The organism is Rhodococcus oryzae (assembly GCF_005049235.1).
GTDB lineage: Bacteria > Actinomycetota > Actinomycetes > Mycobacteriales > Mycobacteriaceae > Rhodococcus_G > Rhodococcus_G oryzae.
This window is the reverse complement of record NZ_SUMD01000004.1, coordinates 386,535-397,813: the sequence shown is the minus strand read 5'-3', so window position 1 is coordinate 397,813 and position 11,279 is coordinate 386,535. Positions and strand designations below refer to the sequence as shown.

At 68.5% G+C, this 11,279-nt stretch carries 15 protein-coding genes; 4 read left to right on the top strand and 11 right to left on the bottom strand.

The window, feature by feature from the left end; genetic code table 11:
- Positions 1 to 209: 209 nt before the first annotated feature.
- A complete protein-coding gene (locus FCG67_RS10835) occupies positions 210 to 731 on the bottom strand; it encodes a hypothetical protein (RefSeq protein WP_136909658.1) in 522 nt (173 codons plus the stop codon).
- A 128-nt stretch (positions 732 to 859) separates the two neighbouring features.
- On the opposite strand from FCG67_RS10835, the gene FCG67_RS10830 reads away from it, so the two are divergent.
- Positions 860 to 1,681 (top strand): alpha/beta fold hydrolase, encoded by an 822-nt coding sequence (locus tag FCG67_RS10830; RefSeq protein ID WP_136909656.1) that lies wholly within the window; start codon positions 860 to 862, stop codon positions 1,679 to 1,681.
- A gap of 77 nt (positions 1,682 to 1,758) precedes the next feature.
- On the opposite strand, the gene FCG67_RS10825 is transcribed toward FCG67_RS10830, so the two are convergent.
- The 10 genes from FCG67_RS10825 to FCG67_RS10780 form a co-directional block, all read right to left on the bottom strand.
- Positions 1,759 to 4,149, bottom strand: coding sequence for an ATP-binding cassette domain-containing protein (locus FCG67_RS10825; protein ID WP_136909654.1), 2,391 nt, complete (start codon positions 4,147 to 4,149; stop codon positions 1,759 to 1,761).
- A 53-nt stretch (positions 4,150 to 4,202) separates the two neighbouring features.
- Positions 4,203 to 4,820, bottom strand: a complete 618-nt coding sequence (locus FCG67_RS10820; protein WP_136909941.1) for a VOC family protein — start codon at positions 4,818 to 4,820, stop codon at positions 4,203 to 4,205.
- Positions 4,821 to 4,839: 19 nt separating this feature from the next.
- Complete coding sequence (locus FCG67_RS10815; protein ID WP_136909652.1) at positions 4,840 to 5,250, bottom strand: VOC family protein; 411 nt, start codon at positions 5,248 to 5,250, stop codon at positions 4,840 to 4,842.
- Positions 5,251 to 5,255: 5 nt separating this feature from the next.
- Positions 5,256 to 5,702: a helix-turn-helix transcriptional regulator gene (locus FCG67_RS10810; protein WP_136909650.1), complete on the bottom strand. Its 447-nt coding sequence runs from the start codon at positions 5,700 to 5,702 to the stop codon at positions 5,256 to 5,258.
- Between the two features lie 88 nt (positions 5,703 to 5,790).
- Complete coding sequence (locus tag FCG67_RS10805) at positions 5,791 to 6,009, bottom strand: hypothetical protein (protein WP_136909648.1); 219 nt, start codon at positions 6,007 to 6,009, stop codon at positions 5,791 to 5,793.
- A 50-nt stretch (positions 6,010 to 6,059) separates the two neighbouring features.
- Positions 6,060 to 6,566 (bottom strand): OB-fold domain-containing protein, encoded by a 507-nt coding sequence (locus FCG67_RS10800; protein WP_136909646.1) that lies wholly within the window; start codon positions 6,564 to 6,566, stop codon positions 6,060 to 6,062.
- Positions 6,567 to 6,743: 177 nt separating this feature from the next.
- Positions 6,744 to 6,953: a putative quinol monooxygenase gene (locus FCG67_RS10795; RefSeq protein ID WP_136909644.1), complete on the bottom strand. Its 210-nt coding sequence runs from the start codon at positions 6,951 to 6,953 to the stop codon at positions 6,744 to 6,746.
- Positions 6,954 to 6,998: 45 nt separating this feature from the next.
- Entirely contained in the window at positions 6,999 to 7,343 is a 345-nt protein-coding gene (locus FCG67_RS10790; RefSeq protein ID WP_136909642.1) for a DUF3703 domain-containing protein, read from the bottom strand.
- A gap of 23 nt (positions 7,344 to 7,366) precedes the next feature.
- Positions 7,367 to 8,083: a cation efflux transmembrane domain-containing protein gene (locus FCG67_RS10785; protein ID WP_136909640.1), complete on the bottom strand. Its 717-nt coding sequence runs from the start codon at positions 8,081 to 8,083 to the stop codon at positions 7,367 to 7,369.
- Positions 8,083 to 8,412, bottom strand: coding sequence for an ArsR/SmtB family transcription factor (locus tag FCG67_RS10780; RefSeq protein ID WP_136909638.1), 330 nt, complete (start codon positions 8,410 to 8,412; stop codon positions 8,083 to 8,085). Before FCG67_RS10780 ends, FCG67_RS10785 begins: the two co-directional genes overlap by 1 nt.
- Before the next feature lie 116 nt (positions 8,413 to 8,528).
- Between FCG67_RS10780 and FCG67_RS10775 the strand changes: the two genes are divergently transcribed.
- Genes FCG67_RS10775 through FCG67_RS10765 form a run of 3 tightly spaced genes read left to right on the top strand, consistent with a single transcriptional unit; the run spans position 8,529 to position 11,277 of the window.
- On the top strand, positions 8,529 to 9,650 hold the full coding sequence (locus FCG67_RS10775) for a multicopper oxidase domain-containing protein (RefSeq protein WP_136909636.1): 1,122 nt from the start codon (positions 8,529 to 8,531) through the stop codon (positions 9,648 to 9,650).
- A complete protein-coding gene (locus tag FCG67_RS10770; RefSeq protein ID WP_425467816.1) occupies positions 9,647 to 10,864 on the top strand; it encodes a ZIP family metal transporter in 1,218 nt (405 codons plus the stop codon). Before FCG67_RS10775 ends, FCG67_RS10770 begins: the two co-directional genes overlap by 4 nt.
- Positions 10,861 to 11,277 carry a Rieske (2Fe-2S) protein gene (locus tag FCG67_RS10765; RefSeq protein WP_136909634.1) on the top strand — a complete coding sequence of 139 codons (417 nt, stop codon included), beginning with the start codon at positions 10,861 to 10,863 and terminating at the stop codon, positions 11,275 to 11,277. Before FCG67_RS10770 ends, FCG67_RS10765 begins: the two co-directional genes overlap by 4 nt.
- Positions 11,278 to 11,279: the final 2 nt, after the last annotated feature.

The window sequence follows — 11,279 nt, the reverse complement described above, 5'->3', positions numbered from 1 at the left end:
CATCAACCTCATGTAGAGGGCAGCAGCGCTTCGCGATCGACGTGTCGCCAACTTTCTGTTCAGACTAACGGCATGTGACGGTTGCCGTCTGCAGTGCTCGGGCTGACCGGCACTTCCCGTCCGGCCGGCTGCGGCTCTGCACCCACCTCCGGCTATGCCACGCCGGTTGCGTCACTGTGACGTAACCACCCCTTGTGGCTGGGTCTCTTCTACGCGCGGTTTCGTCGCGCAGCCGCGGCGATCTCGCGGTACTCGTCGCGGTGGGACAGCAGGTGCGAGTCGAGCCGCGCATAGTCCTCGAGTCCCGGGATGGTGCACCCGGTCTCATGGGGGTACCCGTTTCGGGCGAGCCAGGAATTGACCTCGGCCCACGCCCAGGTCTCCCCCGGAATCAGCGTGACCGGCAGCGGGAACGGATCGTGTTGGTGCCGTTGCCTCGTCACCCAGAGCGCGACGGCCTGCCTGGTGCAGCGGGCGCGTTCGGCGATCATCCGGCGATTGACGAGGTCGGGCTGCGTTCGTTCAGCGACGACACCGCGCTCGGCAAGAGCCTCGGCAAGATTCATGCCCGCGACGGCGCGCCGGTACGCGGCGCCGATCACGGTGACGACATTGAGGTGCCCGTGAACCGTCACCGTGGCACCGAGGTCATCGCGTATCCGATTCTCCACGGAGGCCGGCAACAGGGGCGTGATGAACGAGTACCGATAGCTGCTCTCCTCGTGGTCCACCCGGCGAGCGTAACCGCTGACACTTCGCCCCGTTGACATTCGTCAACACGGCGTTGAGGCGTGGCGGCGGACACCTCGTCCGCACGGTGTCAGTAACCTACTAATCACTCGGTAATTAAGGAGAACGCATGACCGTCACCCTCTCCCGCATCACGATCTCGCGCGGCGAGCTGTCCCTCTTCGAGGCGACGCCCGAGGCGGGTGCGGAGGTCAAGGGCACCGTCGTCACGGTCCCCGGCTTCACCGGCTCCCGGGAGGACTTCCTTCCGATGGCGCCGTTCGTCACCGCTGCGGGCTACCGGCTGATCTCGTACTCCCAGCTCGGCCAGTACGACTCGGACGGACCGGACGGCCCCGAGGCGGTCGGCGAGTACACGATCGCCAAGTTCGCCCTTGACCTTGCCGAGGTGCTCGACCAGGCCGCGCCCGGCGAGAAGGTGCACCTCCTCGGCCACAGCTTCGGCGGCGTGGTCACCCGGGCCGCTGTGCTGAACGACCCGGAGCGATTCCTGGACTACGTGATCCTCGACTCGCCGCCGAGCGGTCAGAACCTGGGAATGGACATGAGTCAGATCCCCGACCTGCTGTGGTCGGGTGGCAACGAGGCGCTGTGGAAGGCCATGTTCGGGGCCTTCGAGGAGATCTTCCCGGCGCCGGTCAGGGAGTTCCTGCACAACCGCATCCTGGCCACCAGGACCGCGAACATCGCCGGCATCGCACTCACGCTGAGCGACGAGCCGGACCGCGTCGAGGAGTTGGCTGCGACCGGCCTGCCGATCCTGGTCGTCGCGGGCGAGAACGATTTCGTTCCGGTGGATTCCCAGGCCGACGCCGCGGCGCGCCTGGGCGTGAAATTCGAGATCATCGCGGGGGCCGCCCACACGCCGAACGAGGAGAAGCCCGAGGAGCTGACGAAGGTGCTCGTCGACTTCTGGGGTGGGGCAGCCTGATCCTGGGCAATCGCCTCACCGACACCGCGCGGTGACCGCGTTCCAGCGGTCACGCGCGGTGTCGGTGAGGGTGCCGGTCAGGCGCCGACGTAGGCCGCGAGGTGCTCGCCGGTGAGGGTGGAGCGGGCGGCGACGAGATCGGCGGGTGTGCCCTCGAAAACGATCTTGCCGCCGTCGTGGCCTGCGCCGGGACCGAGGTCGATGATCCAGTCGCCGTGCGCCATCACTGCCTGGTGGTGCTCGATCACGATCACCGACTTTCCGGAGTCGACGAGGCGGTCCAGCAGGCCGAGCAGGTTCTCGACGTCGGCAAGGTGCAGCCCGGTCGTCGGCTCGTCGAGAATGTAGACGTCGCCCTTCTCGGCCATGGCGGTGGCGAGCTTGAGTCGCTGCCGCTCGCCGCCGGACAGCGTGGTGAGCGGCTGGCCGAGGCTGAGGTAGCCGAGCCCGACGTCGGCGAGCCGTTGCAGGATCTTGTGCGCGGCGGCAATCTTGGCCTCGCCGCCCCCGAAGAACTCCTCCGCCTCGGCCACCGGCATCGCGAGCACTTCGGCGATGTTCCGGCCGCCAAGCGTGTACTCGAGCACCGACGCCTGGAACCGCTTCCCCTCGCACTCCTCACAGGGGGATTCGACGGTGGCCATGACGCCCAGGTCCGTGTAGATGACGCCCGCGCCGTTGCAGGTGGGGCAGGCGCCCTCGGAGTTGGAGCTGAAGAGCGCCGGCTTCACGCCGTTGGCCTTCGCGAACGCCTTGCGGATCGGCTCGAGCAGCCCGGTGTAGGTCGCCGGGTTGCTGCGCCGGGAGCCTTTGATCGCGCCCTGGTCGATCGAGACCACCCCGTCCCGTCCGGACACCGAGCCGTCGATCAGTGAGCTCTTGCCGGAGCCCGCGACGCCGGTGACGACGCAGAGCACCCCGAGTGGGATGTCGACGTCCACACCCTGGAGGTTGTGCGACGTCGCGCCGCGGATCTCCAGGGCGCCGGTCGAGGAACGCACCGATTCCTTGACCGCCGCCCGGTCGTCGAGGTGGCGGCCGGTCGTGGTGTCACTCCCCCGCAGCCCCTCGACGGAGCCCTCAAAGCAGACGGTGCCGCCCGCTGTGCCAGCGCCGGGGCCGAGGTCGACGACGTGGTCGGCGATCACGATGGTCTCCGGCTTGTGCTCCACGACGAGCACGGTGTTGCCCTTGTCGCGCAGCTGCAGGAGCAGGGCGTTCATCCGCTCGATGTCGTGCGGGTGCAGGCCGATGGTCGGTTCGTCGAACACGTAGGTGACGTCGGTCAGCGACGAGCCGAGGTGTCGGATCATCTTGGTGCGCTGCGCCTCGCCGCCCGACAGCGTGCCTGCCGGTCGGTCCAGCGAGAGGTACCCCAGCCCGATATCCGCGAACGAGTCGAGCAGGTGCCGCAGCGCGGTCAGCAGCGGAGCCACCGACGGTTCGTCGAGACCCCGCACCCAGTCGGCCAGATCGCTGATCTGCATCGCGCAGGCATCGGCGATGCTCTTGCCCTCGATCTTCGAGGATCGAGCTCCCTCGCTGAGCCGGGTGCCCTCGCACTCGGGGCAGGTCTGGAACGTGATCGCGCGGTCGACGAACGCCCGGATGTGCGGCTGCATCGCCTCGCGGTCCTTGGACAGGAACGACTTCTGGATCTTCGGGATCAGGCCCTCGAAGGTCACGTTGACGCCGTCGACCTTGATCCTCGTCGGCTCTTTGTACAGCAGGTCGTTCACCTGCTTCTTCGTGAACTTCGAGATCGGCTTGTCGGGGTCGAAGAAGCCGCAGCCACGGTAGATGCGGCCGTACCAGCCGTCCATGCTGTAGCCGGGGATCGTCAGCGCACCCTCGTTCAGCGACTTGCTGTCGTCGTACAGCGCGGTCAGGTCGAAGTCGGAGACGTTGCCCCGGCCCTCGCAGCGCAGACACATGCCGCCGGTGATGCTGAAGCTGCGACGCTCCTTCACCTCCCGTCCGCCCTTCTCCATGGTGACCGCGCCCGCACCGCTGACGGAGGCGACGTTGAAGGAGAAAGCCTGGGGCGAGCCGATGTGCGGCTGCCCGAGCCGGCTGAAGAGGATGCGCAGCATCGCGTTGGCGTCGGTGGCGGTGCCGACCGTGGACCGGGGGTTCGACCCCATTCGTTCCTGGTCGACGATGATCGCGGTCGTCAGCCCTTCCAGGACGTCGACCTCCGGCCGCGCCAGGGTCGGCATGAAGCCCTGCACGAAGGAGCTGTAGGTCTCGTTGATCATCCGCTGCGACTCCGCGGCGATCGTGCTGAACACCAGCGAGCTCTTGCCCGAGCCGGAGACACCGGTGAACACCGTCAGCCGCCGCTTCGGGAGCTCGACGCTGATGTCCTTGAGGTTGTTCTCCCGTGCGCCGGTCACGCGGATCAGGTCGTGGCTGTCGGCGGCGTGCAGCTCGGGCGACTGCGTAACGGTCCTCGTGGCAGAGCTCATCGTTCCCCTTCTGTCTGGCCGCCGTCGCGACCGTTGTCCTTGCATTCCACCGATCACGCGCTCCCGGGCACGGTCTCCCACGCGAAGCCATCCGGGTCGACGAAGGGTCCGGCATCGCTGCCGATGACGATCCGGTGCGAGCCGTTTCCGTCCGGGGACACACCCGCGTCCTTTGCGAGGGCGCGGCGGCCGTAGAGCGCCAGCTTCACGTTCGACGGCGCGGTGGCGAACTCGACGTACTTGCGGCCGTAGCTCTTCCCCACCTCCAGCCCCCGGTCGACGTAGAACTGCTTTGTCGCCTTCACGTCCTCGACGCCGAGCAACAGCACGATGTCATCGATCTGCCGGGTGGCCGGTCCATCGTTCTTCTTCGACGACGTCGCGATCTTCCAGATCGCGCCGTCCGGGGCCTGCACGACGCCGCCGTAGCCCCAGAACCCCTTCTTGGCCGGCTTCAGGGTGGTGGCGCCGCCGTCGAGGGCGGCCCCGACGAAGGCATCGACGATGTTCGGCCGGGACACCACGAGCGACAGGGTGTAGCCGCGGAAGCCGGTGGTGGGTGCCTCCGAGGCGCGTACGCCGACGTGGTCGCCGACGCCGAATGCGGCGTAGAAGGCCTCGGCGGCCGCGGGATCCGGCACCTCGAGGACAACGGACTTGATGGTGGTCATGGGCTTGATGGAAGTCATGTCAGCGCACCTCGTTGATTCGGAGCAGGTTCCCTGCCGGGTCCCGCACGGCGCAGTCGCGGATGCCGTACGGCTGATCGATCGGTTCCTGGACGATGTCCGCGCCGTTGGCCACCAGCTTGCCGAAGGTGTCGTCCAGGTCGGGGGTGGACAGGGTGAGGATCGCGTAGGTCCCCTTGGCCATCATCTCGGTGATCATGCGACGCTCGTCGTCGGTGACGCCGGGGTCGGCGGCGGGCGGGTGCAGGACGAGGGAGGTGTCGGGCTGGTCCGGGTGTCCCACCGTGATCCAGTACATCCCGTTGTAGCCGACCTCCTTGCGGACCTCGAAGCCGAGGGTGTCGCGGTAGAAGGTCAGGGCCGCGTCGCGGTCGTTGTGTGGGAGGAAGGCCGAGTGAATTCTGATGTCCATGGCAGTCACGCTAATTGGGGTGACACCGCCTGCGCTTCTCGATTCCTGATCGGTCTGGTCACCTGCTTCGCGACACAGGACGGCATCTCCCCCTCTGGGCGTGTCTGGTCCCGGTAGGCGCTCGGCGGCATACCGACCAATTCGGTGAATCGCGTGCTGAAGGTGCCCAGGGACGAGCAGCCGACCGCGAAGCAGACCTCGGTGACGCTGAGGTCGCCGAGACGCAGCAGTGCCATCGCGCGCTCGATGCGCCGCGTCATCAGATAGGAATACGGCGACTCGCCGTACGCGAGCCTGAACTGGCGGCTGAGATGTCCGGCCGACATATGCGCGTCGCGGGCGAGCGCCTCGACGTTCAGAGGCTGCGCGTACTCCCGATCCATCCGGTCGCGGACGCCGCGCAGCCGCGCGAGATCACGTAGACGCTGTGGCTCGGCGGCTCGGCTGGTCACCTCACGATCGTGGCACGTCCCGCCGGAGTTGCCTAGCACCGCGGGCGTCCCGCCCCAAACGCGTCCGGCTCCCCGGCGCGGCGGCGGCTCAGGCGACGGTGTCGAGGCGGAGCGGGCCGACCGCACCGCGATCGAGCTGCACGGTTTCCGCGCCGAGCTGTCGCCAGGCTGCCCGCAGCTCATACTCGTCAGCCGTGATGTCTCCGGCCAGGTACCGAGCCAGATCCGCGACCTCCTCGCGGCTCACGTCCTCGGAATGTTCGTCTGCCAGCGTCTGCGACAGCACCCACCGGTCCGCTTCGCTCAACGGCTCCCACAACTCGGGCCAACGCCGCGCGAGTGCGCATGGGCTCCACATCATCGCGACCTCCCTACCTCGGTCGTGCGCGCCCAGGTGGTCCAGCTTCGTCGCCGCAAGAACCACTCCAGGATGTCGCCTGCGTTGTGCGTGTGCTGGTGTCGGGGTGGTGGTTCGTGAGTTTGTGCCCTCTCCCGCCGGCAATCGCAGGCGATCGAGCCGACCACGCCGCGGAGCGGGAATCTCGCACCCCGGATTGCCGGGTGGAGCAGCACGCGCACCCGCTGGCCCGTCCGAACCAGGACCTCGCCCTCGATCGACGCGTAGATCCGTCCGCCGCTGTCGAGATCGACGATCGCGATCGTGGTCGGCATCGGTTCCGCGTCCACCTCGTTCAGTGCGGGCTCGACCACCATCCACGACACGATCGAACCTGATCCCGACGACGGGGCCGTGGTGGGCGCGGCTTCCCCAGGTACCTCACCTCTCCCGGTACGCGTGTCTCGCCGGCCGATCTCGTCGACCCGACACGTCACGCGCGGGTGCAGCAGCTGGTGTTGGTACATCGCGGAAACCTCACCTTCGTAACCTTCGCCCCGTGCCTGTCACATTGCCCGCGGGGGTGGGTACGCGACAACGGTCGGACTACCCGGGTACATGCCTGCTTTGCGTGTGAGGCACATCACACAGGCCGGTCCAGGGGGCGCCCCGCAGGACACCCCTTGACAGGCCCGGCCGAGGTATCAGGCGACGAACGAGGTGACGGTCTCCGCGTACTCGACCTGGGGTTTTCCCGCCAACAGCTCGGGGAACCGGGACAGCAGGCCGCTCACGTACGGCGGCGCGAAGTGCGCGTCGCAGGCATCGCGGTCGACGTACTGCTCGGCGACGTAGCGCGATTCGCCCGTCGGCTGTCGATGCGCACGGCCCCTCGGCGCACTCGGCGAGGGCACCGCTCGGCGGTGTGCTCCCGATGCGCGGCGAACCGGGCTGGTCGTTCATTCCGGAGAGATGATCTCGGCCAGGTCGTCAGGGATGGGCATGGGGGTCGTGAGTCCCGCGGATGCCCGCCCGGTGTTCCCCTCCGGGTAGCGTCCGGACAGCGAGCCAGGGGCCGCCACGATGATCCGGATGACCTGGCCGAGCGACTCTCCCCGGTCCCGCTGCGTCAGCGCGAGTGCGAGCATCGCGACATGGTTGCGGGTGTGCAACCAGGGGTGGGGCTGCGAAATGATGTGTGCGCGCTCGAGGTGCCGCCACCGTTCCTGCGCGGTGGGCGCGGTCCGGCCAGCGGCCATCTCGCGGTCGTACATCGCTCGGGCGGGTGGGGTGATGGCGCGCATCGGGGTCTCCTGGCTCTCGGTGGTCAGTCGCAGCAGTCGCAGTCGGGGTCGGTCGTGTCGTCGCTGGGACGTCCGGCCGCGGGGTTCGGGCAGCAGGGATCGCCCCGCCAGGCGTTGATGCCTTCCTTCAACGCGATGACGGCGATGACGAGGGCCGCGATCGGGTCGGCCCAGGACCATCCGAACAGGCTGTTGAGGGCGAGCCCGACCAACAGCACCGCCGACAGGTAGGTGCACAGCAGGGTCTGCTTCGAGTCCGCCACCGCGGAGAGCGACCCGAGTTCGCGTCCGGCTCGCCGCTGCGCCCAGGACAGGACCGGCATGACGGCCAGACTCACGGCGGCGAGCACTATGCCCACGGTCGAGTGGCGGGCCTCGCCGAGCCCGAACAGGGACCGGAGCGCGTCGATGCTGACGTAGAGGGCCAGGGCGAAGAAGGAATAGGCGATGATCCGCAGCGCGACCTTCTCGCGGGCCTCGGGATCGCGGCCCGCGAACTGCCAGGCCACCGCCGCCGCGGAGGACACCTCGATCACCGAGTCGAGGCCGAACCCGATGAGCGCCGCCGACGAGACCCGGGTGCCCTCGGTCAGCGCGATCGCCGCCTCGATGAGGTTGTAGCTGATCGTGGCGCCGACGAACAGCCGGATCCGGCGCGAGAGGACCCGCTTGCGGGCCTCGTCGGGTGCGGACGCCCCGGGCTTTGGGCGAGTCGTGGGCAGTCCGAGGTTCGGCGCCATCAGCAGCATTCCTCGGTCGCGGCGTCGGGGCAGTACGACGGATCGACCGCGAGGGCGAGGCCGACCAGGTCCTCGAGCGCCCTGGCGATCCGCGGATCCGCCAGTTCATACCGGCTACGGCGGCCCTCCGGAACCGCGATCACGAGGCCGCAGCCGCGCAGGCACGCGAGATGGTTGGACAGGATCTGTCGGGAGACGCCGATCTTGTCGGCGAGATCGGAGGGGTATCCGGGCCCGTTGCGCAGGCTCAAGAGGATTTGCGACCGAGTCGAGTCCGACAGCGCGTATCCGAACCGCGATAGTGCGTCGCTGTTCACCAGTGTGTCCATACGTCAATACTACAGATTCATCTGTATTCACAACAGCCTGTATCGATCCCGGGGTCATGCGTGATGAGGATGGTATGAACACTTAAGTTCGGTATGACAAACTTTGGGATGTGATCATGCGAAATAATGCGCGCGCAACGCCCGACGCCCCGATCGAGGGCGACTCGGCGGGCGCGCCGTCGCGGCGTCAGCTGCTGATCGGTGGGGCGCTGGCGGGTTCGGCGGGGCTGCTGCTGGGCGCCGGCAAGCAGCCGCAGGCGTCGGCGTCGCCGCATCCCGGCGGCCACGGGTCCGGGGCCGCCGAGGGGCAGGCGCATGGCACGGCGGCCGCCGGCCACGGCGGCGGGGAGAGCGGGGCCACGTTCCGTCTCGGCCAACAGGTCGACCACGAGGCGAACGGGTTCCACCCGACCGCGATGCTGCGCGATTTCGACTATGGCACGACCTCGGTGTTGCCGGACGGGCGCACGCTGCGCGAGTGGGAGATATTCGCCAGCGACGAGGAGATCGAGATCGCGCCGGGGGTGCACTTCCCGGCGTGGACCTTCAACTCCCGGGTGCCGGGCCCCGCGCTGCGGTGCCGGGAGGGCGAGCGGCTCCGGGTGCGCTTCACCAACGGGTCCGAGCACCCGCACACCATGCACTTCCACGGCATCCACCCGGCCGAGATGGACGGGATCCCCGGGGTGGGCCGGGGCATCATCGAACCCGGCGCGTCCTTCACCTACGAGTTCGACGCCACCCCGTTCGGGGTGCACCTCTACCACTGCCACGTCAGCCCGCTGGCCGAGCACATCGCCCGCGGCATGTACGGCACCTTCATCATCGATCCCGCGCAGGGACGCCCGCCTGCCGACGAGATGGTGATGGTCATGCACGGCTACAACACCACCTTCGACGGCGAGGGCAACCAGCTGTACGCCGTCAACGGCATCCCGTTCCACTACATGCACGAGCCGGTGCAGGTGAAGCGCGGAGAACTGGTGCGCATCTACCTGGTCAACATCCTCGAGTACGACCCGATCAACAGCTTCCACGTGCACGGCAACTTCTTCGACTACTTCCCCACCGGGACACGGCTCGAGCCGGCCGAGTTCACGGACACGATCATCCAGGGGCAGGGCCAGCGCGGGATCTGCGAGATGCGCTTCCCGCATCCGGGTCGGTACATGTTCCACGCCCACAAGACCGAGTTCGCCGACCTGGGCTGGATGGGATTCTTCGAGGTGACCGAGTGACGAACACGCCACCGCGACCGGCGCCGGACGAAACCGGCGCCGACGGCAGCGAGCTGACCCGGTCGGGCGCGTGGATCCGCGGTGCGGGCGTCGTCGCGATCATCGCGGTGGCCCTTGCCGCGCTGGCCCTGCTCGCCGGGCAGAGCCTGCCGGAGCGCGCCGGACCCCCGATCGAGGACATCGCGATCGAACGGACTGTCCTCGAACCCGGGCAGATCGTCCTGACACTGCGCAATGTCGGGCCCGATCCGGTGACCATCGCGCAGGCGTTCGTCAACGACGCCTACGTCAACCTCGACGGCGCCGAGGAACCCATCGGACGGCTGCAGTCCGAGACGATCACCTTCGACTACCCGTGGATCACCGGTCAGCCTTATCTGGTCTCGATGCTGACCAACACGGGGCTGGTCATCGAGCACGAGATCCCCGCCGCGGTACCCACCCCGGAACCCGGGGCGGCGTTCTTCGGGACGATGGCGCTGCTGGGCATCTATGTGGGGGTCATCCCGGTACTGCTGGGCATGCTGCTGCTGCCGGTGCTGCGTCGGGCCGGAGCCCGCGCGGTCCGGTTCGTGCTCGCCCTCACGGTCGGCCTGCTCGCCTTCCTCGCCTTCGACGGCGCGGGCGAGGGGTTCGAGCTGGCTGCGGCCTCCGGTGGGGCATTCGGTGGCGTCACCCTCGTCGTCCTCGGCGCGGCGGTCGCCTTCCTCGCACTGATGGGAATCGACCGGTATCTGCGCGCCCGGCAGGCGGGAGCGGAAGCGTCCGGGCTGCGGCTGTCGGCCATGATCGCGGCGGGTATCGGGCTGCACAATCTCGGTGAGGGCCTGGCTATCGGATCCGCCTATGCGGTCGGTGAGCTGGCCCTCGGGGCGTTCCTGGTCATCGGGTTCACCCTGCACAACACCACCGAGGGACTGGCCATCGTCGCCCCAATGACCGGGCGACGCACTCCCCTGCTTATCCTGCTGGGACTCGGGTTCCTCGCCGGGGCGCCCGCCATTCTCGGGGCCGTCCTCGGCGCGAGCGTCAGCAACGCCGAGGTCTCCGCGTTGTTGCTCGGCGTCGGTGTCGGCGCGATCATCCAGGTGATCGTCCAGATCGCGCCGTCCCTGCGCGGCCGTGATCGTGCGGCCGTGGACCCGGTGGTCCTGGCCGGAATCGGCGCAGGAATCCTGCTGATGTACCTGACCGGATTGGTGGTTCCCGCATGACCGAGGTCGACCAGGCCGTGGCGATTCCCCGCCGAGCCTTCCTGGCCGCCACCTGCGCGACCGGCTGCCTGGCCGTCGCGGGCTGCTCAACCGGGGTGGCGGCCGTCGGTAAGGACCGGAGCGCCGAACCGGCGCGCATCGCGTCGTCGGAGGTCCCGGTCGGTGGCGGGATCGTCCTGGCCGAGCACCAGCTGGTCCTGACCCAGCCCGAACCGGGCGTCTTCCGGGCGTTCGCGGCGGTGTGCACCCACCAGGGGTGCCTCGTCTCCGAGGTGAGCGACGGCACCATCAACTGCGCCTGCCACGGCAGCCGCTTCTCGATCGCCGACGGTTCGGTGGTCCGCACTCCGGCCCGGGAGGCCCTTGCCGGCTACGTGGTCACCCGCGCGGGCGACATGCTCACCGTCGAGTGACG